Here is a 26,178-nt window from a genome sequence, read left to right as displayed (position 1 = left end):
CGTCCCGCCGATCCGGTGGCAGGATCCTCCACATGACGTCGGACTGGGTGCACCTGCTGGCCGGCCAGGCGTCGCTCGACGCGCTCGAGGCGCACCGGCGCGCCCTCGTCGCCGCGGGGACGCCCCCCGAGCGGGCCGACGCGCAGGCCCGCGCGGCGCTCGAGGTGGCCGCGCTGCTGGCCGAGCGCCGCCAGCGGGCGGTCGAGCTCGCGGCGCTCAACGACGTGGCGGGACGGCTCGCCGTGGTGCTCGACCCGGAGGACCTGCTGCGCGAGGTCGTCGCGCAGGCGCGGCGGCTGCTCGGCGTCGACCTCACCTACCTGGCGCTGGTCGAGGGCGAGGACCGGGCCATGCGGATCGCGGTGGCCGACGGTGCCCGCAGCCCGCGGCTGGTGGGCGTGCGCCTGCCCGCGGGCGGCGGCCTGATCGGCCGGGTGATCGCCTCGGGCGAGGCGATGTGGACCCGCGACTACCGCACCGAGGCCCGGATCGAGCACGAGGAGACGGCCGACCGGGCGGCGTCGGCCGAGGGGCTGCGCGGCCTGCTCGGCGTCCCGCTCGCCGTCCGCGGCCGGGTCCTGGGGGCGCTGCTGGCGGCGAAGCGCCAGGAGCGGGTGTTCGACGACGACGAGGTGCGGCTGCTGCAGGGCCTGGCCGCGCACGCCGCCCTCGCCATCGACAACGCGCGGTCGCGGCAGCGGCTGGCGGAGTCGGAGGCGGTGCTGCAGCGCACCCTGGCGCTCGACGCCGAGCTCACCGCGGCCGTCCTCGAGGGCGGCGACCTGGACTCGCTGCTGGAGCGGGTGCGGGCGATGACGCCCACCCCGCTGCGGTGGCTCGACCCGGACGCCGCGCGGGGCCCGCACGTTGGCGTCGTCCGCCCCGTCGTGGCCGCGGGCGACCTCCTCGGCGCCCTCGCCGTCGACGACCCCGATCCGGACCCGGCCGTCGTGCTCCTCATGGAGCGGGCGGCGCCGGTGCTGGCGCTCACGCTGACCGGGCGCCGCGCCGCGGAGCGCGCCGACCGCCTCGGGCGCGACATCGCGACCGTCGACCTGCTCACCCGCGCCGAACCCGACGCCGCGGCGGAGCGGCGCCGGCTGCGCGGTGCCGGCCTCGACCCGCGCCGCGAGCACCTGGTGCTGGTGGCGGACGGCGACCCCGAGGCGGCGCGCCGGTGGGCGGCCGGGCTGCCCGGCGAGCCGGGCGCCGCCGCCGCACTACGGGGCCAGCTCGTGCTGGTGCGCCCGGTGGGTGCGGGCGCGGACGGCGCGGACCTGCACGACGCCTGGACCCGCGCGGGGGCGCCGACGGCCGGCCTCGCCGGGCCGGTGCCCGCGTCGGAGCTGCGCCGGGCCTACGCCGACGCGAGCCGGACCGCCCGGGCGCTCACCGCGCTGGGACGTGACGGCGAGCTGGTCCGCGCGGGCGACCTCGGCGTGTTCGCCGTGCTGCTCAGCCACTCCGGGCGCCGCGAGCTCGCCGACCAGGTGCAGCGCGAGCTCGGCCGGGTGCTGGCGGAGGAGCGGGTGCGCCGGGTGCCGCTGGTCGACACGCTGCGCACCTACCTCGAGCACGGGCGGCGCCCGACCTCTACCGCCGCCGCGCTCGGCGTCCACGTCAACACGCTCTACCAGCGGCTGGCGACGCTCGACCGCCTGCTCGGGGACGGCTGGCAGAAGCGGGCGCTGGACCTGCAGGTGCTCCTGGTCCTGCACGCGGCGTCGGGCCGGCTCGGCTGAGGGATCAGCCCAGGCCCTGCACGAACTCCAGCAGCGCCCGGTTGAACGCCGCGGGCTGCTCCATGTTCACCGCGTGGCCGGCGCCGGGGATCGTGACCGCGCGGGCGCGGGGGGTGAGTGCGGCCGACGCGTCGGCGTGGGCGGCGGGCCACAGCTCGCTCTCGGCCCCGGCGACGAAGAGGACGGGCACGTCCACCGCACGCACCGTGCCGCGCCAGTCGGCGGCGCCGTGGTCGTCGAGGAGCACGTGGTCGGCCGGGCTCAGCGTGCGCCGCGCGCCCCGCATCGCCCGGAGCAGCCGGACCAGGCGCAGGCCCCGGCGCCACAGCGGCGTGCCGTGCCCGGTGCCCGGGATGCCGTCGTCGAAGAACGCCTCCCGGTTGGCCTCGGTGTAGCCGTAGAACCCGTGCGGCCAGTCGGCCGTGTTGACCATCGTCGGCGTCTGGTCGGCGATCACGACGCCGGCCAGCCGCCCGGTGCCGTGGGCCGCCACGCGCGCCCAGATCGTGTTGCCGCCCATCGAGCCGCCGACGAGCACGGCGCCGTGCAGGTCCAGGTGCTCGAGCAGCGCGTGCAGGTGGTCGGCGCGGCCCGCCATGGTGCTGCCGTCCGGCGTCGGGCCCGCGGTGCCGTGGCCGGGCAGGTCCACGGTGACCACCCGGTGGTCCGCCCGCACGAGCGCGGGCACCTGGTGCAGCCACGAGGTCGCCGGCGCCCCGAACCCGGCGAGCAGCACCACCGGGCGGCCGGCGCCGGAGCGGTGGTGCTCGGTGTAGTCGACGCGCGCGCCGTCGGTCGCCGTCGTGGAGTGCGTCGTGGCGGTCATAGTCCCTTCTACCACCGGTGACGCCGCCCGCCCCGGAGGACGGGTGCGGGCAGGGGAGCTGCGTCGCCGGACGCCGCGACCGCGCGCAGATCGGCGCTCCCGACGGTGACGACCGTGGGCGTGCCGCGGTGCAGGTCTCCGTCGGGGCCGGTGGGAACGAGGCAGGTCAGTGCCGGACCGCCGGTCCCGGGGTCGACGTCGACGCGCACGCCGGCACCCCACGGCACGATCCGGCGGACGGTGCCCCGCACCCGGACGTCGCCGTCGCCGGGCGGCGCGCTGTCGTCGGGCCGCAGCGGGCGGCAGTGCTCGGGACGGGCGGCGAGCAGCCCGGACCGCCCGGTGAGGGAGGGCGGGAACAGGTTGGTGCAGCCGACGAGCTGCGCGCAGTCGGCGTCGGCGGGCCGGTCGAGCACCTCGGCGGTGGGGCCGTGCTGGCGGATCCGCCCGGCCACGAGCAGCGCGGTGCGCCCGGCGAGAGCACGGGCCTCGTAGCGGTCGTGGGTGACGAGCACGGTGGCGGTGTCGAGGTCGTCGAGCACCGCGCGCAGGTCGGCGAGCAGGTCGGTGCGGGTGGTGGCGTCCAGTCCGCTGAAGGGTTCGTCGAGCAGCAGCACCCGTGGCCCGACGGCGAGCGCGCGGGCGATCGCCACCCGCTGGGCCTCGCCGCCGGACAGCGTCCGGGCGTCGCGGCCGGCCAGGTGCCCGACGCCGAGGGCGTCGAGCCAGGGCGCGGACCGGCGGGCGGCCTCGGCACGGCCGGCACCGCGCAGCCGCAGTCCCGCGGCGGCGTTGGCCGCGACCGTCCCCCGGCGCAGGATCGGGCGCTGCAGCACCGCGGCGACCGCGCCTCGCATCGCCCGGGCGTCGACGGGGCGCCCGTCGAGCAGGACCTGTCCGGTGCGGTGCAGCCGGCCGATCTGGGCGAGCGCGCGCAGCAGCGTGGACTTCCCGGCGCCGTTGGGTCCGAGCACCGCCAGCGCCTCACCGGCCTCGACGTCGAGGTGCTCCACGTGCAGCAGTTCGCGGTCGCGCACGCCGACCCGCAGGTCGCGGCACCCGATCCGGGGGCTCACGGTCGGGCGGGCTCGCGGTGGTGGGCGAGGGTCAGCACCAGGTTCACGGCGAACGCGATGAGCAGCAGGATCATCCCGAACGCGATGGCCAGGGCGAAGTCGCCGCGGCTGGTGGCGAGCACCGCCGCGGTGGTGAGCACCCGGGTCTCCCCGGCCAGGTTGCCGCCCACCATCTGCGCCGCACCCACCTCGCTGACCACCGCCCCGAACGCGGCCATGGCCGCGGCGAGCAGCGGGAGCCGCGCCTCACCGAACAGCGCGAGCAGCGCCCGGCCGCGGGTCGCGCCGAGGCCCTGCATCTGGACGAGGAAGTCCGGGTCGACCTGGTGCAGCGCCACGGTGGCCAGCGCGACCACGACGGGCGTGGCGATCGCCGCCTGCGCGACGATCATCGCCGTCGGTGTGTAGAGCAGCTCGAACGCCCCGAGCGGGCCGCTGCGCCACAGCAGCACGGTGACGAACAGCCCGATCACCACCGGCGGCAGCCCGAGGCCGGTGTTGGCGGCGGCGAGCACGACCCGTCGCCCCCGGAACCGGGTCAGCGCGACCACCGCGCCCAGGGGCACACCGAGGACCAGTGCCACGGCGGTCGCGGTCAGCGAGACCCGCAGCGTCAGTGCGGTGATCTCCCAGGTGTCCGCGTCGCCGCCGACCAGCAGCCGCCACGCCTCCACCAGGCCGTCGAGCAGGACGTCCATCAGGCCACGCCCACGGGCCGGCTCATCCGGTGGGATCGGGCTTGCCGGCGTCGGGCACGAACAGCGGCTGCCCGTACTCCGCGCGGCCGAAGTCGCCGATCATCTCCTGAGCGGGGGCGCCGAGGATCCAGTCGGCGAAGGCGGCGGCGCCGTCGGCCTGCACCCGCTCACCGGCGCCGGTCGTCATCTCGATCACGTGGTAGACGTTGAGCAGTCCCGGGTCGCCCTCGCCCAGCACCACCAGCGAGCCCGCCTGGCTCAGCCACGTCGCCCGGTCCGAGAGGGTGTAGCCGCCGTTCTCGTCGGCGACCCGCAGCGTCGCCCCCATGCCCTGCCCGGTCTCCTGGTACCAGGGTCCGCCCGGAGCGATCCCGGCCGACTCCCAGAGCCGGTCCTCCCGGGCGTGGGTGCCGGAGTCGTCGCCGCGGGAGACGAACACCGCGCCCGAGCCGGCGATCCGCGTCATCGCCTCCACCGCACCGGCCCCGCGGACGCCGGCGGGATCGGACGCGGGCCCGACGAGCACGAAGTCGTTGTGCATCACCAGCCGGCGCCGCCCGGCGGTGCCCTCGGCCACGAACTCCTCCTCCGCCGCCGGGGAGTGCACGAGCAGCACGTCGGCCTCGCCGCGGCGGCCCAGCTCGATGGCCTGACCGCTGCCCACGGCCACCGTCTTCACCTGCCATCCGGTGTCGGCGGTGAACGCCGGGAGCAGCGCGTCGAGCAGGCCGGAGTCCTGCGTGCTGGTGGTGGTGGCCAGGATCAGCGACCGCTCCGCCGACGGCCCGGCCGCCGGGGCGCCGCACCCCACGAGCAGCAGCAGCGCGAGTGCGGCGAGGACTGTCCTGTTCTGACCTATCACAGAGCGGGAGCCTAGGGTGCGGGGCTGTGACGCGATACCGGGAGATCTGCACCGATCTGGCCGAGAGGATCAGCGCGGGCGACATCGCCGCCGGCGCCGAGCTCCCCCCGGTGCGCGAGCTGGCGCAGCGGTTCGGGACGACGGCCACGACGGTCGGCCGCGCGCAGCGGACCCTGGTCGACGCCGGGGTGATCGTCACCGCCGACCGGCGACGCACCCGGGTGGCGGCCGCAGGCGCGGTCGCCGCCCGCCGGTTCCTGCACGCCGAGCTGGTGTTCCGCCTCGCCGGCAGCGACGACCCGGCCCTCGACGTCGTCACCCGGACCCTCGGCCAGTCCGTCCACAGCATCGGGACCGACGGCAGCTTCGACGGGCTGCGCGCGGTCCGCCAGGGCCGGGCCGACGGCGCCGCGGTGCACCTGCTGCACCACAGCGGCGTCTACAACGCGCCGTTCGCCCGCAGCCTCCTGCGCGACCGGCGGCCGCACCTCATCCACCTGTGGCGACGCGAGCAGGGCATCATCGTGGCCCCCGGCAACCCCCGCGGGCTGTCCGGCGCCGCCGACCTGGGGCCGCTGCGGGTCGCCAAGCGCCGACCCGGCACCGGCACCCGCATCCTGCTCGACACGCTGCTGCTCGCCGCCGGTCGGGACCCCGACGCGCTGCGCGGCCCGGAGACCGGCTCGCACATGGAGGTGGCGCTGTCCGTCGCGTCCGGGACCGTCGACGCCGGCCTCGGGGTCCGGTCCGCTGCGCACGACCTGGACCTGGACTTCCTGCCGCTGGTCACCGAGGACTACGACATCGTCCTCGGTGCGGCGGCGCTCGACGCCGCCGCACCGCTGATCGCCGCGCTGCACGAGCCCGCCGTGCGGGCCGCGGTCACCGCGCTCGGCGGCTACGACACCACCCGCAGCGGTGAGGTGTCCGACCTCGCGGCGACCCCCTGACGGGCGGCGCCTACGCCTGGACCGCCTGCCGTTCCGCGGCGGCGGGTTCCTCGATCTGACCCAGTGGCGCGTCCTTGAACACGGCGAAGCTCGAGGGCTGCTCGGTCAGGTAGGGGAAGTGGAAGCCGCACTTCGGGCACTGCTCCCGCAGGACCGCCTGCTCCTGGGCCAGCTCGTAGACCTTGTCCTGGAGCTCGTTGCAGCAGGGGCAGATGCGCAGCAGGCGCGTCCCGACGAGCTCGAAGTTGGTGATGATGTCCTCCATGATCGCGCCGTTGGCGGCCCAGGCCTTGGCGTGCTTGTGGTAGGTGTCGGTGTGCCAGTCGTAGAGCGCGGTCTTGCTCGTCCAGAAGCTGCACTCGTTGAACCACGTCGGGTCGTCCGGGTGCTCCCACCAGGTGAGGTGCAGGAAGCCGGGGAGCTTCATCAGGTGGTGCCGGGTGTCGCCGAAGACGACCTTGAACTTCTCGTAGGCGTCGGGGCTGGAGAACCGCACGCGCTGCATGCTCAGGTAGATGGGCACAGCTCTGCTCCTGTTCGACTCGGTCATCGGTGCTGGACAGGGCGCTGCTGCAGCAGCCTCGGGCTAGTCTGACCCGGCCTGTTGGTTCCTGACGCTAGCCCGGATCCGGGCATCGGCCAGAGCCAATCGAGCGGCGACGGGGGGAACCACGTGTCATCTGCGCGCAACACGCCGGATGCGGACGGGACCAATCCGGGTCGGGCGAGGACACCGGCCTACAAGGCGCTCTACGAGCAGCTGCGGTCCAGCATCCTGACCGGGCAGCTGGGAGCGGGGACCCGGCTGCCGCCCAGCCGCACCCTGGCGGTCGAGACGGGCCTGTCGCGCAACACGGTGCTGGCCGCCTTCGAGCAGCTGCAGGCGGAGGGGTACATCACCGGCCGCCAGGGATCGGGCACCTACGTCGCCCACCTGCTGCCCGAGCAGCTGCTCACCAGCGGGTCGGTGAGCGCGAGGGCGGGCGCGGCACCGCCGTCCGTGAGCACGACGGCGAAGCTGTCCGCCCGGGGCGAACGGCTCGCGATGACCCGCCGAGTGCCCCTGCCCTCCGTGCTGGGCCGCGCGCCCCGGGGCACGTCCTTCCTCATCGGCCTCCCCGCGCTCGACGCGTTCCCCCGCGAGATCTGGCTGTCGCTGTACACCGAGCGGTTCCGCAGGTCCGGGGTCCGCCTGATGCGCTACGACGACCCCGCCGGGTACCGCCCCCTCCGCGAGGCGATCGCCGGCTACATCAGCACCGCCCGCGGCATCCACTGCCGCGCCGAGCAGGTCATCATCACCACCGGCTCCCAGCAGGCCCTCGAGTTCTGCGCGCGGATCCTGCTCGATCCCGGGGACGCGGCGTGGCTCGAGGACCCGGGGTACCTCGGCGCGCGCGCGGCGCTGGTGTCGGCGAGCGCCCGGATCATCCCGGTCCCCGTCGACCGGAACGGGCTCGACGTCGACGCCGGCCGGATGCTCGAACCGCGGGCGCGCCTGGCCGTCGTCACCCCGTCGCACCAGTTCCCGCTCGGTCACACGATGACCCTGGAGCGCCGCCTCGCCCTCATCGACTGGGCCAGCACGCACGACTCGTGGATCGTGGAGGACGACTACGACGCCGAGTTCCGGTACCTCGGCCGGCCCCACGCCGCGCTCATGGCGATCGACTCCCGCCAGCGCGTCATCTACGTGGGCACGTTCAGCAAGGTGCTGTTCCCCGGCCTGCGGCTCGGCTACGTCATCGCCCCACCCGATCTCGTCGACGGCTTCCTGGCCGCGCACCTGTCCACCGACATGCACGCCCACGTCATCGACCAGGCCGTCGTCACCGACTTCATCGAGCAGGGCCACTTCGCCCGCCACCTGCGCCGCACCCGGGTGCTGCACCGCGAGCGCCAGCAGGAGCTGCTCCGGCTGGCCGAGCCGCTCGGGGAGCAGCTGCGCCTGGTCCCGTCGGACGGCGGGCTCCACCTGGTCGGCCTCCTCGAGGCGCACCGCGACGACCGCGCCGTCGCCAAGAACGCGCTGCGCCAGGGCGTGCACGTCTGGCCGCTGTCGAACCACTACCTGCGCCCCGAGCAGATGCCCGCGCTCCTGCTCGGGTACGCCGGCACCACGACCGAGGACATGCGCCACGGCATCGCCACCCTGGCGACGGTGCTGGCCTGATCGCGGGGCGCGGGGCGACCCCGGGGCGGGCGCGCCCTGACATCCGGTCCCGCAGCGCGGCCCCGCCCGTCAGACGGGGACCGAGTCGTACCGCGCGGATATCGCTGCTCGCACGGCCGGGTCGCGCAGGCTGTCGGCCCCCAGGGCTCCGAGCTCGTAGAACATCTCCTCCTGGCCGCCGGGCACCATCAGGACGAGGCAGCGCGCGTGCTCGGTCGTCGCGGCCAGGACGTGCGGGGTGTCGCGCGGGACGAGGAGGTAGCTGCCCGTGCCACCGGTGACCTCCTGCTCGCCGATGGTGAAGGCGAACTCGCCGTCGAGCACGAAGAACGACTCCTCCATGCCCCGGTGCAGGTGCGGCACCGTCCACGGTCCCGCGCCGCCGCTGAACTCGGCCAGCGTGAACGTGCCCCGGGTGACGTCCTGTCCGGCGGCGAGCACCCTCATCCTGGTGACGCCGAGGTCGACGACGCGGCCCTCGCCCGGCGCCACCACATGTCCCTGCCCCGGAATGAGCATCCGGCCCACCACCTCTCTGTCCGAAGGCCAGGCTCCTGGCTCGGTCGCCGTGGGGAAAGCCCAGAAACTGAAGTTGTGTCGCCCTCGCACTCGGCCCACGCTGGGCGGATGCAGACCTACGGGCAGTTCTGCCCGATCGCGCGTGCCGCGGAGCTGTTCGCGCAGCGCTGGACGCCGGTCATCGTGCGCAACCTGCTGGTCGGGTGCCGCACCTTCACCGAGATCCGGCAAGGTGCCCCCGGGATCTCCACGGCGCTCCTCGCACAGAGGCTGGACACCCTGGAGCGCAACGGCGTGATCACCAGCAGGCCTGCCCCGACCGGCCGCGGACGCTGGTACAGCCTCACCGACATGGGGCGCGAGCTCAAGCCGGTCTGTGACGCCCTGGGACGGTGGGGCGCCCGCTGGATCGAGGTCGAGCCGCACCACCTGGACCCTGCCTACGTGTTGTGGGCCACGACGAGACTCGTCGACGTGGATCGGCTGCCGGACCGGACCGTCGTCGTTCGGGTCGACCTGCGCGACCGCCCCGAGGAGCACTACTGGATGATCCTCCACCGCCCGGCCTCCGAGCTGTGCACGCGAGGAACGGGCTACACCGAGGACCTGGTGGCGCGGACCGACGCCGCCTGTCTCGTCGACATCCACCTCACCCGGACCACCTACGCCGATGCCCTGCGGTGTGGCCGGTTGGAACTGGCCGGCGCGACCGGCCTGATCCGTGAGTTCTCCTCGTGGATCCGCCCCAGTCCCTTCGCCGCACACGTTCCGGGCACAGCGGCCCATCGAGCCGCACGGACGGACTCGATGCCGCCGTCGCGCTGACCGGCAACACCGATCAGGACGGCACGACGGGAGCAAGGGGGGTGCGCAGCACCTCGGCCACGAGACGGGTGAGCAGGTGATCGGCAGCGAAGCGGTAGCCGAACTCCGCGTGGGCCGTGAGCTCGCGCGCCAGGAGCTCGCCGATCGGTCCCGGGTAGGCGCGTCTGGCGTGGTGGGCGGCGGCGCGGAGGCGGGAGGCCTCGTGCAGGGGCAGGCGGCCGCGCGGATCGCCGGTGATCGGCGGCTCGGACGGAGGGAAGAGCCGGATCCCGCCGGCCGGCGCGCGGGGGACGAGGCGCGTGTTCGCGTCCATCGTGTTCCTCTCGGCGTGCTCAGGTGTGTCCGGTGCGGTGATCGGCTCGTCGACGAGCCGGCCGGGGCAGAGCCGACGGACGTGGGCGGGAGTCGGGCCGCCTCGCCCGGGTCGCGTCACGGCCGTGCGTCGACCACGACCTCGCCCTGGGCGATCGTCGGCGGGTTCGGCACCAGCTCCGCGAGGCCGGTCTCGCGCAACCACCGGCCTGCTGCCCGCGTCGACTCCTCGGCGCCCGACCGGTCGTCGAAGACGCCGACCGTCGTCACCGCGCCGTTGCCGAGGTCCAGCAGGTAGTAGGCCACGACGCCGTCGATGCCGTGCATCACGTCGCGGAGGCCGTCCGCTCGCGTGCGGATCTCCTCGACCACTCCCGGCGCCTCGTCCTCGTAGGTGCGGATGACAGCGAACACGTCGTCCCCCTTCGTCGAGGGCTGCCCGGGTGGGCGGCCCGCGGGGACGAGCTTCGGCGGCGACGCCGGCTCCGGTCACGTCCGAAAGGAGGAGGAGCCCGGTGGTCGCCGCGTGCCACACTCGGCCCCAGCCCACTCGAGGCGTGGGTGCGTCCGATCCGAGGCCATCATGATCGACACCGCGACGGGTCCAGACCTGGGCCGCCCCCTGCGCCACGCGCTGCCCCGGTTGCAGCGGGCCACCGGGCTGGACGGTGCCATGGCCGGCACGGTCACCCAGGACGGGCGGCGACTGGTCGTCACCCAGCTGCACGGCATGCTGACCGAGACGATGCGCGGCTTCGTCGTGACGCGGGGCATGGGCGCCGGGGGCAAGGCGCTCCAGCTGGGGCGGCCGATCCTGGTGAACGACTACCTGCACGCGACGACCATCAGCCACGTGTACGACCACAAGCTCGTCGAGGAACGGACCCACGGTCTGCTGGCCGTGCCGGTGCACGTCGGCCGGGATGTCCGGGCACTGCTCTACGGGTCGGCGCGGACGACCCAACCGCTCGGCGAACGCACTCTCGACGCCTCGGCCCGCGTCGCGGCCGCACTGGCACGGGAGTTCGCCGTCGAGTACGAGGTGGCCCGCCGGCTGCGGATCGTCGACGAGCTCCGGCGGCGTGAGGAACCGCGGCCCGTCGCCGCCCTGCACGAGATCCACGAGGAACTGCTGTCGATCGCCCGGGCCACGTCCGACGACGGCCTGCGCGACCGCCTGCACGTGCTGTGCGATCGACTGCGGCCGCCGTCCGTGCGCGGCGGGAGTGCCGTTCCCCACCTGACCGGGCGGGAGCACCAGGTGCTCGCCGCAGTCGCGCTGGGCCGCACGAACGCCGAGGTCGCGGAGCAGCTCGCCGTCATGCCCACGACGGTGAAGACCTACCTCCAGAACGCCATGCGCAAGTTGGGCACGCGCAACCGCACGGAGACGGTCCGCGCGGCCCGGGAAGCCGGTCAGATCGACTGACCCGAGCTGCGGCGTGGGGCACGTCAACCTCGACGACATGCCCCACGCCACCCACTTCATCGCCGACTGGGTCGCCGAGACCTTCGGCACCGCCGCTCACTTCACGGCGTACCCCGCGTCCACCGGCAGGGCGACGCCCGTGATGTAGCGCCCCTCGTCGGAGGCGAGGAACAGCACGGCGTTGCTGATGTCGTCGGGGTCCAGGTAGGCGACCGGCAGCGCGTTGAGCGTCCGGTACACGGGCCGGACGTCCTCCTCGGTCGGGTCCTCCAGGTCGGGTCGGAACAGGCCGAAGTTGACCGGGTTGAGCAGCATCGGGGTCCCGACGGTGGTCGGGTTGACGGTGTTGACCCGGATCGAGTGCTCCGCCAGCTCCAGCGCGAGGGTGCGCATGAGCCCGGTCAGCCCGGCCTTCGCCGCTCCGTAGGGGGCGAGGTTCGGCACGGACCGGAGCCCGATCGACGAGCTGGTGATCACGATCGAGCCGCCACCCCGGGCGATCAGGTGCGGGATCGCCGGCCGGACCGTGTGGAACACCCCGGTGAGGTTGGTGTCGATGACCGCCTGCCAGTCGGCCGGCGAGGTCGACGCGGCCGGGCCCGGGTTGCCCTGGATCCCGGCGTTGGCGATCACGACGTCGAGCCCGCCCAGCTCGGCCACGCCGCGCTCGACCAGCTCCGCGACGGCGTCGGGGTCGCGGACGTCGGCCCGCGTGGCGACGATGCGCCGGTCGCGGTCCTCCACGAGCCGCACGGTCTCGGCGAGGTCCGCCGGTGTCGCCGCCGGGGCGCCCTGCGCGGGCACCGCGGCGGCCACGTCGAACGCGATGATGTCCGCGCCCTCCTCGGCCAGCCGCAGGGCGTGGTTGCGGCCCTGGCCGCGGGCCGCGCCGGAGACCAGCGCGACCTTCCCTTCCATCCGTCCTGCCACGTTCCCCTCGTTCCCGTCCGTTCCGGCTGTGGTCGGTGCGCCCGTCAGACGAGGTCGCGGTCCTTCCAGCCGTCGAGGAGCTTGTCCTGGCCGTCGGTGGCGGGGGTGCCGTAGACGAAGTAGGTCTCGGCGGGCAGGGTGGCGCCGCCGATGGCCAGGCCGGTGTCGAAGTCGGCGAGGTCCCAGGTGACGGTGTCGTGGTCGGGTTCGAACTGGAGGATGCCGGAGTTGCCGAACAGTTCGATGCGGTTGCCGCCGGGTTCGAAGACGTAGAGGAATGCGCCTTGGGTGATGCCGTGGACGTCGGGGCCGGCTTCGATCTGGATGCCGTACTCGCGGCAGAGTTCGGCGGCGTCGGTGTTGTGCTGGGGCACCCCGTACCAGAACGCGAGGTGGTGCAGGCGGCCCCGGGAGCCGGTGGAGTCGCGCATGACGGCCATCTCGTGGCCGAGGTTGTTGACGCTGAGCCAGGCGCCGATCTCGGTGCCGCCGCCGGCGGCGTCGATGACGCGTTCGCGGGTCTGGAACCCGAGGGTGCGTTCGAACAGTTCCTTCTGGGTGGTGACGTCGGAGGCCATGAGGTTGACGTGGTCCAGGCGTCGCGGGGGGAGGCCGTGGAGGGGGCGCTTGGAGCGGCGGGTGAGGATCCGGGACTGCAGTGCGGGTGGGGCGGTGTACTTCTCGATGTCCCAGACGAGTTCCATGGGGTGTCCGTCGGGGGAGGTGAAGCCGAAGGTGCGGCCGACGCCGATGTCGCCGGTGGTCCAGCCGGTGCCGAGGCCGGCTTGGTCGAGGGCGGTGGCGCGGCGTTGGAGGGCGTCGGGGGAGGTGGTGCGCCAGCCGATGTTGCCCAGGCCGGGTCGGTCGTGGGCGGTGAGTTTGAGGCTGTGGTGGTAGGGGTCTTCGTAGCAGCGCAGGTAGATCGAGTCCTGGTGGCGGGCGGTCTCGCGCATGCCGAGGAGCCGGGTGAAGAACCAGAGGCTGCCCTCGAGGTCGGGGGTGTGGAGCTCGGCGTGGGCCATGTGCGCCAGCTCGAAGCGGGCGGCGGCGGTGTCGTACGCGGTCATGATCGGGCCTTCCGTGCGGTCGGGGCTGGGGGTCAGGACCGGAGCGCGGGCTCGCGGTGGTCGTAGGCGTGGATCCAGCTGAAGTCGTCGACGAGGGCCCGGAGCTTCCGGTCCCGGTGCGTCGCGGCCTCGCCGTCGGGCAGGTGGAGCAGGGGCGAGGTGACCCAGGAGCTGCGCTGGACCTGGCGGGTGCGGGAGCGGCGCAGGCGCTCGTAGCGGGCCACGGCGGTGTCGACGTCGACGGATCCGTCGAGGCAGTCGGCCAGCACGGCGGCGTCCTCGATGGTCTGGTTGGCGCCCTGGCCGTGGTGGGGCAGCATCGCGTGCGCGGCGTCGCCGAGCAGCACGACCCGGTCCCTGCTCCACCGCGTCAGCGGGGGCAGCGCGAACATGCCCCACCGCGGGCTCTGGGGGACGGCCCCGATCATCTGCCGCACCGCGGGGTGCCAGTCGCGGAACGCCGCGGCGAGCTCGCCGTCCGCTGCCGGTGCGACGCCTCCCGGTCCGTCCCAGGTGCCGGGTCCCTCGATGACGGCGAGGAAGTTGACGACGTCGCCGATCGCGTAGTGCAGCAGGTGCGCGTCCGGCCCCATCCAGAACTGGACGGCGTCGGGATCGGGGAGGTCGGGCAGCGCCGAGCGCGGGACCAGCCCCCGGAAGCCGGTCGTGCCCGAGTAGACCGGCTCGGCGTCGGTGATCCACCGGCGCACCCGCGAGCGGATGCCGTCGGCCCCGACCACCAGTCCGGCACTCGCGGTGGTGCCGTCGGCGAAGGTCAGCTCGGTCGTGCCGTCGCGCTGCTCCAGGCCGACGACCGCCCGGCCCAGGTGCAGGTCCTCGGTGCCCCACGCCTGCGCGAGGGCCCTCTGCAGGTGCGCGCGGTGCACGCCCCAGAACGGGGCGCCGAACCGCTCGGTGTACCAGTCGCCCACCGGGTGGTCGGCGAGCCTGCGGCCGTCGGCCCAGTGCCGGTAGACCAGTTCGGACGGGACGGTCGAGCACGTCCCGAGGTCGATGCCCAGTGAGCGGAGGATGCGCGTGCCGTTGGCGGCCAGCGCCACGGCCGCCCCCACCTCGCCGAGCTCCGGCGCCTGCTCGTAGATGCGGGCCCGGATGCCGAGCCGGCGCAGCGACAGGCCCAGCGTCAGCCCGCCGATGCCCGCTCCGATGATCGCGATGTCGGGACGGTCCACGCTTCAGCCCGCCTGCACGGGTGTGGGGTCGATGTAGATGCGCATGTCGTCGATGACCCCGTCGCGGTGGTCGATGACGGTGAGCGCCGGCACGGAGACCTCGCGGCCGTCGGGGCGCCCGTAGGTGACGGTGGCCTCGAGCAGCACCGTCGAGCCGGACTGCCAGACGCCGCGGAACTCGTGGCCGATGCGGCGGTAGGACGTGAAGAGGAACGTGAGCCCGGCCCGGATCCCGTCGTGCCCGGGCATCGGGTCGCCGGAGCCGTAGCGCATGGTCGCGTCGGGAGCGAACCCGGCGAGGACCCCCTCGGTATCGAGGGCGTCGACCTTCTCGTAGAACCTGGTCAGCCAGGCGGGCGCAGCGACGGCCCGGGCGGCGGTCGCCCCGGTCATCGGGCCGGCTCCACGACCTGCGCGCGCACCGCGGCGAGCGTCGACTCCACGGCCGCCTGGTAGGCGGCCGTCATCTGCACGGAGAGCTCCTCCTCGGTGACGGGCAGGTCGTCGCCGGGGCGGATGACCAGCGCGAACCCGAAGCGGAGCGTCAGCTCGCCGTCGGACTCGAGGACCTCGTTGGTGATGGTGCCCAGGACGGGGCCATCGGTGCGGGTGAACACGACGCGGTCGGGCTCGCCGAGCCAGACGCGCTCGACGTAGCGCTGCCCGTGGAGCAGGACCTCGCGGTCGAAGACGCTGTCGCTGATCTCGTCGATCACGCGGCACTCGGTGATGGCCGCGACGTACGGCACGGCGTCGCGGGCCTTCTGCTCGAGGCCCTTCCAGATCTGGGCCCGGTCGAGCGGGACGGCCCCGGGCGGGTTGGCGGGCAGGGCGAACTCGCTGAAGATCATGACTTCCTCCACGTCGTCGTGCGGCTGGCTGGCAGGCGGGGATCAGTGCTCGAGGACCTCGGGCAGGACGGGGCCCCAGGCGTTGGCCGTCGCGATGTCGACCTCCCAGGTCTTGGGCACCTGGGGGCGGTCCTCGTGCCACGGGCGGGGCTCGAAGTGGCCGGCGCCCTCGTCGATCATCTGGTCGAGCTGGGTGAAGAGCTCGACGGTGTTGCCGTCGGGATCGCGGTGGTAGGTGAAGACGTTGTGGCCCGGCCCGTGCCGCCCCGGGCCCCAGTGGAGCCGGACGTCGTTGCGGGCGAGGTGGTCGAGCGTGGTCTGCAGGTGGTCCAGGTCGCGCATCTCGTACGCGACGTGGTGCATGCCGGTGAACCGGGTGCTCTGCAGGAAGTTCGCGGCGTGGTGGTCGGCGTTGCAGCGCAGGAACACGAAGAAGTCGCCGATCGTGTCGGACCAGCGGAACCCGAGGAGGTCCTGGTAGAAGCCCTGGATCCGGTCCAGGCTCGGGCTGAACGCCGCGACGTGGCCGAGCTTGGTCGGGCGGTGCGCCGGGCCCTGGCCCCCGTCGCTCGCGGCCTGGACGTCGTAGAGGTGCAGCGGCACGTCCGTGCCCGGCTCGTGCAGGACGAGGACGTCCGGGGTGCTCGGGGCCACGTCGGTGCGCCGGGAGACGGGGACGCCGGCGTCGGCGAGCCGTTCGTGCGCGTCGTCGAGGGGCACGGCGAGCCGGTAGCCGACGGACGTGCGGGCGGCGGCCTCGCCCTTGCGGACGACCACGCTGTGGTGGTCCAGCCCGGTGGTGAGGAAGGTCAGGTCGGGTGAGCCGTCCTCGACGTGGAAGCCCAGGCAGGTCCGGTAGTACTCCACGAGGCGGTCCGGGTCGGGGCTCGTGAACTCGACGTAGCCGAGCGTCGAGACGCGGGCGGCCGGGATGTCGTCGGGCATCGGGTCTCCTTCGGAGGTCGGGTGGCGGGTCAGGCGGCGAGGTAGCCGCCGTCGACGGGGAGCACGACCCCGTTGACGTAGGCGGCGGCGGGCGAGCAGAGCCAGACGACGGCCTCGGCGACCTCGGGGGCCTCCCCGTAGCGGCCGAGCGTGGTGCGACCGAGGACCGGGGCCATGGCCTCGTCGGGCACGGCGGCCGTCATCGCGGTGCGGATGGGGCCGGGCGCCACGGCGTTGACCCGGATGCCCCGGCCGCCGTAGTCGATGGCCGCGGCCCGGGTCAGGCCGGCGACCCCGTGCTTGCTGGCGACGTAGGCGGCCTGGGCGGCGGAGCCCTGCTCCGACCAGATCGAGGCCGTGTTGACGATCGCGCCGCCGGTCTCGAGCAGGTGCGGGATCTGGTGCTTCATCCCGTGGAAGACCCCGCCCAGGTTGACCGCGATCACCCGGTTCCAGTCCTCGTCGGCGAGGTCGGCGAGCGGCGCGACGGCGAAGGTCCCGGCGTTGTTGTGCGCGAAGTCGAGCCGGCCGAAGGTGCGCACGGTCGCGTCGACCGCCTCGCGCACCGCGGCCGCGTCCGACACGTCGAGCTGCACGGCCAGGGCCTGCACCCCGTGCTCCCGCACCTCGGCCGCGGTCTCCGCCGGGTCCTTCAGGTCGCAGACCACCACGGAGGCCCCGCGGGCGGCGAAGGCGAGCGCGCTGGAGCGGCCGATGCCGCCGGCGGCGCCGGTCACGTACGCGACCCGCCCGTCGAACTCGCGGCTCATGCGGTCCCCCCGACCTGCGCGACGGCGCGGTCGCGGGGGAGGGCGCCGTCGACGACCGGGTTGCGCAGCACACCGAGGCCCGCGATCTCGATCACGACCTCGTCGCCGGGCCGCAGGAAGTCCCCGCGGGCCGCACCGACACCGGCCGGGCTGCCCGTGGCCACGATGTCGCCCGGTTCCAGGGTCATGATCCGGCTGGCCGCCGCCACCACGGCGAAGGCGCTGTTCATCATGTCGGCGGTGCTCGAGTCCTGCTTCACCGCGCCGTTGACGCTCAGCGTGATGCGCAGGTCCTGGGGGTCGTCGACGAACCAGGCCGGGGTGACGCCGGGACCGGTCGGGCAGAACGTGTCCTCGCCCTTGGCCGAGGTCCAGTCGAACCCGAAGGGCGGGGCGACGGCGTCGTCGCGGCGGAGCCGGTCGCGCGCCGAGACGTCGTTGACGATCGTGTAGCCCGCGACGTGCGCGGCGACCGCGGACTCGTCGAGGTCGCGGGCGCGGCGCCCGATGACGACGCCGAGCTCGGCCTCCCAGTCGATCCGCCGGTCGGGGCGGTCCGGCAGCACGATCGCGTCACCGGGCCCGATGACCGTGGTCGACGGGGGCTTGAGGAAGAAGAACGGTGGTCCGACGGGGTCGGGCCGGTCGACCTGCATCTCCGCCAGGTGTGCGAAGTAGTTGGCGCCCGCGCAGACGACCTTGTTCGGGCGGACCGGTGCCAGCAGGCGGACCACGCCTGCGGGCGGCAGGTCGGCGACGACGGTGGCCCGCAGGTCGTCGGCGACCACCTCCCAGCGCCCGAGCAGGTCGAGCAGGGAGTACCCGGCGTAGCGGGGCAGCGCGCGCACGGTGCCGCTGTCGAGGACGCCGACGGCGCTGCCGCCGTCGCCGGTGTCGTAGGTGACGAGTGACCAGGTCATGGTTGTCCTTCAGGCGTTCGGGGCCGGGGCCCAGTCGTCGTCGGTCGTGGTGAGCACGACCCGGCCGGTGTTGGCGGAGTCCTCGAGGTGGCGGTGCGCCTCGGCGGCCCGCGCGACGGGGAAGGTGCGGTCGATGACGGGCCGGAGCCCCTCGGCCACGGCGGCCCAGACCTTCCGGGCGCTGCCGGGGTTGCCGCTGCGCACGCCGATGAGGCGCTGCGAGCGGGAGTAGAGCGTGAGCAGGTCCAGCTCGACCTTCCCGCCGAGGAAGGCGCCGGAGGTGACCAGGCGGCCGCGGATCGCGAGGACGTCCACGGCCGTGTGGAACAGGTCCGGGTCGCCCAGGTCGTCGACCACGAGGCCGACGCCCGCGCCCCCGGTCAGCTCGCGGATCCGGTCGGCGACGCCGGGCTCCACGGGGTCGACGACGGCCTCGGGGCGCAGGGCCAGCAGCCGCTCGCGCTTGGCGGCCGAGCGGGAGGCCGCGATCACCCGCGCGCCGCGGTGCACGGCGAGCGCGGTGGTCAGCGAGCCCAGCGCGGAGGAGGCCCCGAGCACGAGCACCCACTCGCCGGCCCGCAGGCCGGCCGCGTCGAACTGGTTCTGGGCGACCGCACCGGACAGCGCCAGCGCCGCGGCCTCCGCGGGCCCGACACCGGGCGGGACGACAGTGACGTTGGCCTCGGGGACCACGGTGTACTCCGCGTAGGCGCCCCGGGTGTGCAGGCCGGTGATCCGGGCGGTCGGACACGCCTCGGTGGCGCCGTCGGCGCACGCGGCGCAGTCGCCGCAGCCCAGGAGCGGGAAGACGGCCACGTGGTCGCCGGGCCGGACCGACCCGACCCCGGCACCGACCGCGGCGACGGTGCCCGCGTGCTCGGCCCCGGGCACGTGGGGCAGTGCGATCCGGGCGTAGGGGTGGGTGCCGGCCCGCGCGCTGACGTCCAGGAGACGCCCCACGCTGACCGCGGCCACCCGCACGGCCACCTCGCCCGGTCCGAGAACGGGTGCATCCACTTCGCGGACCGTGAGGACCTCGGGAGGGCCGAAGGCGTCGAAGGCGACGGCCCGCATCCGCGACGGCAGGGTGATCCCGGCCGGGTCCACACCTGGCCACGAGGTGGCGGTGGCCACGAGCGACTGGGACATCTGTGTCCTCCTCGTCCCGGGCGACGCGGAGTCGTCGCCGGTCGATGCTGGTCAGGGCCGGATGGCTGACATGCTCGCCACCTGTCGTGCGGCAAACTGTACGCACTTTGTGCGCAGAGGGGAAGGGGGAGGTGGTCGATCGGGTCGCTGCTCCGGATGTCGCGGAGCGCATCGGTCTGCATACACTGGCGCCATGAGCGCAGATCCCGTGGTCGAGCCCAGACCCGGTCGGCGGCTGGCCCTGGACGTCCACGCCGCCGTGCGGGCCATGATCCTCAGCGGTGAGCTCCCGCCGGGGGAGCCGATCCTGCAGGCCGCGCTGGCGCGCCGGCTCAACGTCAGCCGCACCCCCATGCGCGAGGCGTTCCGGCTCCTCCAGGAGGAGGGGCTCATCGACAGCGAGCCCGACCAGCGCGCGGTGGTGCGGGCGGTCGACCCCGCCGAGCTCGACGCGGTCTACGCCGAGCGGGTCCTGCTCGAGTCGGTGGCGGTGAGCATCACGGTCCGCTCCGCGCGCCCCGAACTGGTGGCACGGCTGGAGGAGTCGCTGGCGCTGATGCGCGCGCAGGCCGGAGCGGGCGACGTCGAGAGCTGGCGGGAGACCCACCGCGAGTTCCACCGGCTCACGACCGAGGGCGCGCCGATGCTGGCGGACGCGCTCTGCACCCTCGGGGAGCGCGCCGACCGCTTCCTGCGGCTGGCGCAGTTCGGCACCCCCGTGGCCTCGTCGCGCTGGGACGCCGACCACGGGACGCTGGTGGACGCGTACCGCACCGCCGACCACGACCTCGCGGTGCGCACCATCGCCCAGCACCTGGCCCGCACCGCGTTCACGGCGCTGGCCGACATCGCGCCGTGCGAGGACGCCACGGCCACCCGCGCCGCACTCAAGCTGCTGATGGCCGAGGGCTGACGCCGGTCACCGCTCGTCGCAGAGATCGCCCGGAGGTCGGCGCTGATCGTCATGTCGACATGTGATGACGTGTTGGCGCGCGAGGCCCTCACGGGGCAGGATGCGGCGGTGCCCGCTGCTCGCGTTCCCCCGGAGGACCAGATGCACCCGCTCGTCGACGCCGCCCGGCTCGAAGCCCGCCTGGGCGACGCGGACCTCTGCGTGCTCGACTGCTCGATCACGCACCAGTCCTACGACGACAGGCCCGCGTACGGCAACGGCCGCTCGTCCTGGGTCGAGGGCCACATCCCCGGCTCCCAGCACGTCGACCTCGTCGGTGACCTGTCGGACCCGACGGCCGGCATCCCTCTGATGATGCCCCCGGTCGAGCGGTTCCGGGACGCGATGCAGGCCGTCGGCGTCCGGGACGGGCAGCAGATCGTGCTGTACGACAACAACTTCAGCATGTGGGCCGCTCGCGTCTGGTGGATGCTGCGCGCGGCCGGCGTCGACGCCGCGGTGCTCGACGGCGGGTGGCGGACGTGGACCCGGGAGCAGCGGCCGGTCGAGACCGGGGAGCAGGCGCCCCGCGCGACCGGCACCCTGACGGTCTCGCCCCGGCCCGACCTCTTCGCCACGAAGGACGACGTGCTCGCCCAGCTGGACGACGACACCACCTGCCTGATCGACGCCCTCCACCCCGCGGTCTTCCGCGGCGACCGCCTGGACTACGCGCGCCCCGGGCACATCCCCGGCGCCCGGAACGTGTCCTCGATCCACCTCGTCGATCGCGAGACGCACCGCTACCTGCCGATCCCGGAGCTGCGCGAGCGCTTCGACGCCGCGTCGCCCGACACCGCCGAGCGCGTGATCACCTACTGCGGCGGCGGGGTCGCCGCGTCCTCCGCCGCGCTCGCGCTCACGCTGCTCGGGGTTCCCCGGGTGGCGGTCTACGACGGTTCGCTGAACGAGTGGTCGAACGACCCCGCCCTGCCGATGGTGAGCGGGTCCACCGAGGAGACGGGACGACGATGACAGCCACCGAGGAACGACCGACCGAGGTGATCGCGGGTCCGCCGCGGATCGCCGACCGGCTCTACCACGACATGCTCGCCCCGGCGGAGATCGTCGAGCTGCGGGCGCGGGTGCGGGGGATCGCGTCCCGGGTGGTGGCGCCGGTGGCGGCGCGGATCGCCAACCAGGACGAGCGCACCGACGGCTTCCCCCGGGACGTGTTCGACGCCCTGGGTGCGGAAGGCCTGTACCGGATCCCGTTCGAGGCCGACGTCGACGGCGACGGCCTGACCCACCGCGCCACGGCGACGGCGGTGGCGGTGGAGGAACTGGCGTACTACTCCAACAGCGTGGCGGCGATCTTCGACGTGCACTGCATCCTGGCCGGGAACGCGGTCAACCAGGGATCCCCGGAGCAGCGCGAGCGCTGGCTCAAGGCGTTGATCAAGGGCGAGACGGTGGGGGCGTTCGCGACCTCGGAGCCCGGTGCGTCGTCGGACCTGTCCCCGGACGCGGTGGCCACCCGCGCCGAGCGCGACGGCGACGGCTGGGTGATCGAGGGCCGCAAGCGGTGGATCACCAACTCGGTCGCGGCCGGGTTCGTCGTCGTCCTGGCCGGCACCGGCAGCAGGCTGTCGACGTTCATCGTGCCCACGAACACGCCGGGTCTGACGATCGGCACGGCGGACCGGAAGATGGGCAACCGGGGCCAGATCACCGCCGACGTCGTCCTCGACCGGGTCCGCGTCGGCCCGGAGGCGCTGCTGGGCACCGAGGGCGGTGGCCTGAAGATCGCGCTGCAGACCCTGACCTACGGCCGGATCGGGATCGCCGCGGCCGGGGTGGGGATGGCGCAGGCGGCGTTCGACCACACCGCCCAGCACCTGAAGACCCGGCACGCGTTCGGGGGGCCGCTGGCGGGGATGCAGCACTGGCAGTTCCTGATGGCCGAGCGGGCCACCGAGATCGAGGTCGCCCGCGACCTCTACCTCAAGGCGGCGCTGCGGCTGGATTCGGGGATCCCGTTCCCGGAGCCGGAGGCGGCGATGGCCAAGCACTACGGCACCCGCCTGGCCGGGGACATGGCGCGGGACGCGGTGCAGGCGTTCGGCGGGTTCGGGTTCACCTCTCAGCGGGGCGCGGACGACGAGCCGGGTCCGGTGGAGGCGATCTACCGCGACTCCAAGATCGGGGAGATCTACGAGGGCGCCAACGAGGTGCAGAAGTGGGTCATCGCCCGGCAGATCTTCGGCCGCGACATCACCGGATGAGGAACCGCCGTGCCCGCGACGATCGCGGGCACGGCGGCGGCTCCCGGGCTCCGTGTCGACGCGGGGTGGCCGCTCAGCCCTGGACGCGCGAGCCGCGGCCGGCCCACTCCTTCTCGCGCAGTTCGAACTTCTGCACCTTGCCGGTCGACGTCTTGGGGAGGCTGGTCACGATCTCGACCTCGCGGGGGGCCTTGTACCGGGCTATCCGGCTCCGGACGTGGTCGATCAACTCCTGCCCGTCGACCTGCTGCCCCTCCTCGAGGACGACGAACGCCTTCGGTCGTTCGCCCCACCGGTCGTCCGGCACGCCGATGACGGCGGCCTCCAGTACGGCGGGATGGGACGCGATCGCGTGCTCGACCTCGATCGTCGAGATGTTCTCCCCTCCGGAGACGACGACGTCCTTCGCCCGGTCGCGCAGTTCCACGTAGCCGTCCGCGTGCATGACGCCGAGATCCCCCGAGTGGTACCAGCCACCGGCGAAGGCCTTCTCCGTCGCGGCCGGGTCGTCCAGGTAGCCGAGCATGACGTTGTTGCCGCGCATCACCACCTCGCCCATCGTCCGGGCGTCGGCGGGGACGTCGACCATGTCGGCGTCCACCACACGGAGGCGGTCGGAGCAGAGCATGCCGACCCCCTGGCGGCTCTGCAGCAGCGCGCGCTGTTCGGGGTCGAGCTCCTGCCAGGCGGGCTGGTCCTGGTTGACCGAGTACGGCCGTCGAGCTGGTGAACACCGACCACGCCGGGGTGGGCGAGCTGCAGGTGCGCGCGGAGTTGGTGGTGCGCGGCGACCCGGGCTGACCAGGTAGTGGCGGACGCGGATCAGCATCCGCAGGCCGATCGTGGCGTCGGTATCACCAGTGAGCGGGGTGAGGCGGTGGCGCGAGCACCGAGAGCCTTCGCCTCGTCCTTCTCGGCGAACGGAGCATCGAGGTAGAACGACGTCCTGATCGACCGTGAATGACCCCCGATCGTTCGATGTAGCCGCTGTGGCGGGCGCGTGAACGGGGCCCACGAGGTGCCCGCTGGGCGGCCCCTGAACTAGCCATCGGATCGATGGCATTGACTGTTGACTCAATCGTCGAATAGTCTTCGGTTGAGTCAGTTCGCGAGATGCAGGCGCTCGATCAGTGCACGATCAGCTGCGCAAGGGAGCATGTGGTGGTCAGTCGTGAGAAGGTCCACAACGAGGCCGGGGGGTCGTTCGATCCGTTTGCTACGGGTCCGTCCCACACGGTCCGGCGCGAACTCGCCCGGGTACGCGACAGCGGATGCCCGTTCACCGGCGTCGCACCGGGGCTCGAGTTCATCGCTCACCATGACCTCGCCCGGCAAGCGCTGCTCTCACACGCCGCTCTCAGCAACGCGGGCAACTTCGTGCTCGACGCGGGCGATGGTCCTGCCCCACCCGACCTCATCACTCAGAGCGACCCGCCCGAGCACACCTCCCTGCGCGCCCTGCTGCGGCCCGGCTTCGCCCGGGCGTCGATCGTTCAGGCCGACCCTTGGATCCGGGAGTACACAGAGGCCCTGATCGACGGGCTACCCGCTGGGGGCCCCGTCGATCTGGTGGGCGAGGTTGCGCTGCCACTGACCGCGAGCGTGATCGCGCGGCTGGTCGGCGTCCCTCAGGAAGACGCTGACGCGCTGAGTCGTGACTCCCTCGCGATCACCGCGATACTGCCCGCTGCCTTCACTGACACCGAGGCTTGGCACCGAGTGGAGACCTACTTCGCCGCGGCGGCCCGACAGCGGCGCGCCGCCACGGATCCTCCCGACGATCTCGTCACCACACTCGCACTCAGCGAAGTCGACGGCAGGCGGTTCACCGAGCAGGAGGTCGCCTTCCACGCCTGGCAGCTCTTCGTCGCGGGCCTGGAGAGCACCGCCTACACGATCGGGTCCACAGTCCACCAACTGCTCGCTGACCGCGGCCGTTGGGAGGCGCTGCTTGCAGACCCCTCGCTGCTCGACAATGCCCGGGAGGAAGGGCTACGCCACGGGTCTGCGATCCGCTGGGTGCTGCGCACGGTCACCGGGCCGACCGACCTCGGCGACGAATCGTTGGCGGAGGGCGATCGGGTGATCGTCGGGCTCGAGTCCGCGAACTTCGACGAGGCCGTCTTCGGCGACACTGCCGCCGAGTTCGACCTGCACCGCCCGACCGCACGCCGGCACCTCTCCTTCGGCCACGGCATCCACCTCTGTCTGGGGGCCGAGCTCTCCCGCACGGAGATCTCGGTTGTCCTGGCGACGCTGCTGGACCGCCTTCCGACCCTTCGACTAGCGCCCGGCGCGCGCCACGAGGAGGTCGACAGCCCCATGTTCTGCGGCCCGAAACGGCTCGACGTCGTGTGGTGAGGGCGCCCAGAACTCGAACGCCATGCCTGCGACCGACTCGGAACGCCATGCCGTGCAACCGTTCGTGACCGCGTTCCCACCTCGGCCGGCCGGATGGGTAGGACGGATCGCCACTCCCGTCCCCGTTTCCGCGGAAGCCGCCGAACGGCCACCATCTGCTGACAGCCGCCGCAGCCATGTCGGCCTTCGGTCAGGAAGACCGATCCACATGAGTAGGCGGAGCAAACGGAGCACTCTGGAGCCTGGCTGCTCATCGCGGCGCCGCGTCGAGTAGCACGGCGGCGTCGGGGTGTAGCTCCCCACGGCTGACGTAGGCGTCCTTCAAGAACTTGGCCTGGCCCATGAGGTCGGCTTTGGCTCGATCGGTCAGGGTCATCTCGTCGTCGAGGATCGTGGCGTAGGTGCGGCGCCAAGTGTGCGGCGGCTCGTCGCCGTGCCGGCGCAGCCGGAGGCGGTCGGCCACGAACTCGGGAAGCGGCACGATGCGCAGTGCCATCGAGGTCTTGCCGCCGTGGACGGAGAGGCCCTTGCCCTTCACCGGGTAGACGTTCTGGCGCACGGCCACGACCGGGAGGAGGCGCATGTCGTCCTCGTTGACGACGGCGATGCCCTCCAGGTTCACGTCCCGCCAACGGACGGCGCACAGCTCGCCGATGCGCAGGCCGGTGCCGATGGCGAAGCGGATGAGGTCGGGGAGGTCGGCGGCGACCGAAACCGGGTCGGTGTCGACGTAGGCGAAGAGCCGGCGCCGTTCCTCGGGTGTCAGGCCGCGGGGCTGGATCGGGGTGTGCCCCTTCGGCGACTCGATGCGCTCGAGCTCGCGGACGGGGTTGGCGGCGATGGCCTGGTGCAGCACTGCCTGCTGCAGGATCCCGGAGACGATGCTGCGCACCGTGCGCCGGCTGTTGGCCGAATAGTGCGGCCTCTCGCTGGTCGTCCCGTCCTCGTGGGTGACGGTGCGCCGAGCTCGTTCGAGCCGGGAGAAGAAGGCGTCGATGTTGGCCACGTCGCACTCGGCCAGGCGCAGTTCGCCGAGCTGGGGGAGGACCAGCTTGTTGAGCCAATGGGTGTAGATGTCGAGGGTCGAGTCAGCACGCTTTTCGGCGATCTTCTTCAGCCAGATCTCGGCCGCGTCGCGGAACCGGGAGTTCATCCGCAGAGCCTCGACCCGCTCGCCGTGTCGCCGGCGAAGGTCGTCCTGCAGGGCGCGCTGCGCGGCGGCCTTGGAGGTACCCCAGCGGGCCACGCGGCGGGTGACGCCATCGAGATCGCGAACCCGGCAGCGGGCGACCCAGCGGCCGTCCTCGCGCTTGGTGGTGATCGTGCCGTGGTGCCCGAGGGCGAGGGGAGGACGAGCCATGGCGGACGCTCCAGGAGGGTTTGCGTCGAGTAAACGACGAGTG

The 26,178-nt window shown here is 73.5% G+C and carries 28 protein-coding genes and 1 pseudogene; 9 read left to right on the top strand and 20 right to left on the bottom strand.

Going from position 1 to position 26,178, the window contains the following annotated elements; all coding sequences use genetic code 11:
* The first annotated feature begins 32 nt into the window (after positions 1-32).
* Complete coding sequence (locus tag HOP40_RS00410) at positions 33-1,742, top strand: helix-turn-helix domain-containing protein (protein WP_172153864.1); 1,710 nt, start codon at positions 33-35, stop codon at positions 1,740-1,742.
* Between the two features lie 4 nt (positions 1,743-1,746).
* Here the strand turns inward: HOP40_RS00410 and HOP40_RS00405 are convergent, their stop codons facing one another.
* The 4 genes from HOP40_RS00405 to HOP40_RS00390 are packed head-to-tail and all read right to left on the bottom strand — an operon-like array spanning position 1,747 to position 5,204.
* On the bottom strand, positions 1,747-2,568 hold the full coding sequence (locus HOP40_RS00405; RefSeq protein ID WP_172153863.1) for an alpha/beta fold hydrolase: 822 nt from the start codon (positions 2,566-2,568) through the stop codon (positions 1,747-1,749).
* Between the two features lie 8 nt (positions 2,569-2,576).
* Positions 2,577-3,644, bottom strand: coding sequence for an ABC transporter ATP-binding protein (locus HOP40_RS00400; protein WP_172153862.1), 1,068 nt, complete (start codon positions 3,642-3,644; stop codon positions 2,577-2,579).
* The gene (locus tag HOP40_RS00395; protein WP_172153861.1) at positions 3,641-4,342 is read right to left on the bottom strand and encodes an ABC transporter permease; all 702 of its coding nucleotides are present in this window, start codon (positions 4,340-4,342) and stop codon (positions 3,641-3,643) included. The genes HOP40_RS00400 and HOP40_RS00395 overlap by 4 nt, the downstream gene beginning before the upstream one ends.
* A gap of 22 nt (positions 4,343-4,364) precedes the next feature.
* Positions 4,365-5,204, bottom strand: a complete 840-nt coding sequence (locus tag HOP40_RS00390) for an ABC transporter substrate-binding protein (RefSeq protein ID WP_205347037.1) — start codon at positions 5,202-5,204, stop codon at positions 4,365-4,367.
* 26 nt (positions 5,205-5,230) lie between these two features.
* Here HOP40_RS00390 and HOP40_RS00385 point away from each other — a divergent pair, with 26 nt between their 5' ends.
* Positions 5,231-6,154, top strand: a complete 924-nt coding sequence (locus tag HOP40_RS00385) for a helix-turn-helix transcriptional regulator (protein ID WP_172153860.1) — start codon at positions 5,231-5,233, stop codon at positions 6,152-6,154.
* 10 nt (positions 6,155-6,164) lie between these two features.
* Here the strand turns inward: HOP40_RS00385 and HOP40_RS00380 are convergent, their stop codons facing one another.
* Positions 6,165-6,677, bottom strand: a complete 513-nt coding sequence (locus HOP40_RS00380; protein ID WP_172153859.1) for an antibiotic biosynthesis monooxygenase family protein — start codon at positions 6,675-6,677, stop codon at positions 6,165-6,167.
* A 150-nt stretch (positions 6,678-6,827) separates the two neighbouring features.
* Between HOP40_RS00380 and pdxR the strand changes: the two genes are divergently transcribed.
* The gene (gene pdxR, locus HOP40_RS00375) at positions 6,828-8,327 is read left to right on the top strand and encodes a MocR-like pyridoxine biosynthesis transcription factor PdxR (RefSeq protein WP_172153858.1); all 1,500 of its coding nucleotides are present in this window, start codon (positions 6,828-6,830) and stop codon (positions 8,325-8,327) included.
* Between the two features lie 69 nt (positions 8,328-8,396).
* On the opposite strand, the gene HOP40_RS00370 is transcribed toward pdxR, so the two are convergent.
* Positions 8,397-8,846, bottom strand: a complete 450-nt coding sequence (locus tag HOP40_RS00370; RefSeq protein ID WP_172153857.1) for a cupin domain-containing protein — start codon at positions 8,844-8,846, stop codon at positions 8,397-8,399.
* A gap of 108 nt (positions 8,847-8,954) precedes the next feature.
* Between HOP40_RS00370 and HOP40_RS00365 the strand changes: the two genes are divergently transcribed.
* Entirely contained in the window at positions 8,955-9,671 is a 717-nt protein-coding gene (locus HOP40_RS00365) for a winged helix-turn-helix transcriptional regulator (RefSeq protein WP_172153856.1), read from the top strand.
* Between the two features lie 13 nt (positions 9,672-9,684).
* Here the strand turns inward: HOP40_RS00365 and HOP40_RS00360 are convergent, their stop codons facing one another.
* Together HOP40_RS00360 and HOP40_RS00355 are read right to left on the bottom strand one after the other, a co-directional pair.
* The gene (locus tag HOP40_RS00360; RefSeq protein WP_240157439.1) at positions 9,685-9,984 is read right to left on the bottom strand and encodes a hypothetical protein; all 300 of its coding nucleotides are present in this window, start codon (positions 9,982-9,984) and stop codon (positions 9,685-9,687) included.
* 116 nt (positions 9,985-10,100) lie between these two features.
* Complete coding sequence (locus tag HOP40_RS00355) at positions 10,101-10,397, bottom strand: hypothetical protein (RefSeq protein WP_172153855.1); 297 nt, start codon at positions 10,395-10,397, stop codon at positions 10,101-10,103.
* Between the two features lie 169 nt (positions 10,398-10,566).
* Here HOP40_RS00355 and HOP40_RS00350 point away from each other — a divergent pair, with 169 nt between their 5' ends.
* Positions 10,567-11,412 (top strand): LuxR C-terminal-related transcriptional regulator, encoded by an 846-nt coding sequence (locus HOP40_RS00350; protein WP_172153854.1) that lies wholly within the window; start codon positions 10,567-10,569, stop codon positions 11,410-11,412.
* 96 nt (positions 11,413-11,508) lie between these two features.
* Here the strand turns inward: HOP40_RS00350 and HOP40_RS00345 are convergent, their stop codons facing one another.
* The 9 genes from HOP40_RS00345 to HOP40_RS00305 are packed head-to-tail and all read right to left on the bottom strand — an operon-like array spanning position 11,509 to position 19,237.
* Entirely contained in the window at positions 11,509-12,342 is an 834-nt protein-coding gene (locus HOP40_RS00345) for a mycofactocin-coupled SDR family oxidoreductase (protein WP_338053045.1), read from the bottom strand.
* A 44-nt stretch (positions 12,343-12,386) separates the two neighbouring features.
* Complete coding sequence (locus HOP40_RS00340) at positions 12,387-13,409, bottom strand: VOC family protein (protein WP_172153853.1); 1,023 nt, start codon at positions 13,407-13,409, stop codon at positions 12,387-12,389.
* A 32-nt stretch (positions 13,410-13,441) separates the two neighbouring features.
* Positions 13,442-14,602, bottom strand: a complete 1,161-nt coding sequence (locus HOP40_RS00335; protein WP_240157438.1) for an FAD-dependent monooxygenase — start codon at positions 14,600-14,602, stop codon at positions 13,442-13,444.
* Between the two features lie 3 nt (positions 14,603-14,605).
* Complete coding sequence (locus HOP40_RS00330; RefSeq protein WP_172153852.1) at positions 14,606-14,995, bottom strand: nuclear transport factor 2 family protein; 390 nt, start codon at positions 14,993-14,995, stop codon at positions 14,606-14,608.
* Positions 14,992-15,453 (bottom strand): SRPBCC family protein, encoded by a 462-nt coding sequence (locus HOP40_RS00325; protein ID WP_172153851.1) that lies wholly within the window; start codon positions 15,451-15,453, stop codon positions 14,992-14,994. The genes HOP40_RS00330 and HOP40_RS00325 overlap by 4 nt, the downstream gene beginning before the upstream one ends.
* A 42-nt stretch (positions 15,454-15,495) precedes the next feature.
* Positions 15,496-16,398 (bottom strand): VOC family protein, encoded by a 903-nt coding sequence (locus tag HOP40_RS00320; protein ID WP_172153850.1) that lies wholly within the window; start codon positions 16,396-16,398, stop codon positions 15,496-15,498.
* Positions 16,399-16,427: 29 nt separating this feature from the next.
* A complete protein-coding gene (locus HOP40_RS00315; RefSeq protein WP_172153849.1) occupies positions 16,428-17,168 on the bottom strand; it encodes an SDR family NAD(P)-dependent oxidoreductase in 741 nt (246 codons plus the stop codon).
* Positions 17,165-18,088 carry a fumarylacetoacetate hydrolase family protein gene (locus HOP40_RS00310; protein WP_172153848.1) on the bottom strand — a complete coding sequence of 308 codons (924 nt, stop codon included), beginning with the start codon at positions 18,086-18,088 and terminating at the stop codon, positions 17,165-17,167. The genes HOP40_RS00315 and HOP40_RS00310 overlap by 4 nt, the downstream gene beginning before the upstream one ends.
* 9 nt (positions 18,089-18,097) lie before the next feature.
* Entirely contained in the window at positions 18,098-19,237 is a 1,140-nt protein-coding gene (locus HOP40_RS00305; protein WP_240157437.1) for an alcohol dehydrogenase catalytic domain-containing protein, read from the bottom strand.
* A gap of 193 nt (positions 19,238-19,430) precedes the next feature.
* Here HOP40_RS00305 and HOP40_RS00300 point away from each other — a divergent pair, with 193 nt between their 5' ends.
* The 3 genes from HOP40_RS00300 to HOP40_RS00290 all read left to right on the top strand — a co-directional run bounded on the left by HOP40_RS00300 (position 19,431) and on the right by HOP40_RS00290 (position 22,414).
* A complete protein-coding gene (locus HOP40_RS00300) occupies positions 19,431-20,150 on the top strand; it encodes a GntR family transcriptional regulator (protein ID WP_172153847.1) in 720 nt (239 codons plus the stop codon).
* Between the two features lie 108 nt (positions 20,151-20,258).
* Positions 20,259-21,164, top strand: coding sequence for a sulfurtransferase (locus HOP40_RS00295; RefSeq protein ID WP_205347036.1), 906 nt, complete (start codon positions 20,259-20,261; stop codon positions 21,162-21,164).
* Complete coding sequence (locus HOP40_RS00290) at positions 21,161-22,414, top strand: acyl-CoA dehydrogenase family protein (RefSeq protein WP_172153846.1); 1,254 nt, start codon at positions 21,161-21,163, stop codon at positions 22,412-22,414. The genes HOP40_RS00295 and HOP40_RS00290 overlap by 4 nt, the downstream gene beginning before the upstream one ends.
* Before the next feature lie 73 nt (positions 22,415-22,487).
* On the opposite strand, the pseudogene HOP40_RS35715 reads toward HOP40_RS00290, so the two are convergent.
* Positions 22,488-23,129 (bottom strand): annotated as a pseudogene (locus HOP40_RS35715) (AMP-binding enzyme); the annotation flags it as partial.
* A 107-nt stretch (positions 23,130-23,236) separates the two neighbouring features.
* On the bottom strand, positions 23,237-23,365 hold the full coding sequence (locus HOP40_RS36680) for a DUF5710 domain-containing protein (protein ID WP_420821810.1): 129 nt from the start codon (positions 23,363-23,365) through the stop codon (positions 23,237-23,239).
* 162 nt (positions 23,366-23,527) lie between these two features.
* On the opposite strand from HOP40_RS36680, the gene HOP40_RS00280 reads away from it, so the two are divergent.
* On the top strand, positions 23,528-24,775 hold the full coding sequence (locus tag HOP40_RS00280; protein WP_172153845.1) for a cytochrome P450: 1,248 nt from the start codon (positions 23,528-23,530) through the stop codon (positions 24,773-24,775).
* Positions 24,776-25,025: 250 nt separating this feature from the next.
* On the opposite strand, the gene HOP40_RS00275 is transcribed toward HOP40_RS00280, so the two are convergent.
* Positions 25,026-26,135, bottom strand: coding sequence for a tyrosine-type recombinase/integrase (locus HOP40_RS00275; protein WP_172153844.1), 1,110 nt, complete (start codon positions 26,133-26,135; stop codon positions 25,026-25,028).
* Between the last annotated feature and the right edge of the window lie 43 nt (positions 26,136-26,178).

Source organism: Pseudonocardia broussonetiae, assembly GCF_013155125.1.
Classification (GTDB): Bacteria; Actinomycetota; Actinomycetes; order Mycobacteriales; family Pseudonocardiaceae; genus Pseudonocardia; species Pseudonocardia broussonetiae.
The sequence above is the reverse complement of the archived record's forward strand: the minus strand, read 5'-3'. Positions and strand labels throughout refer to the sequence as shown.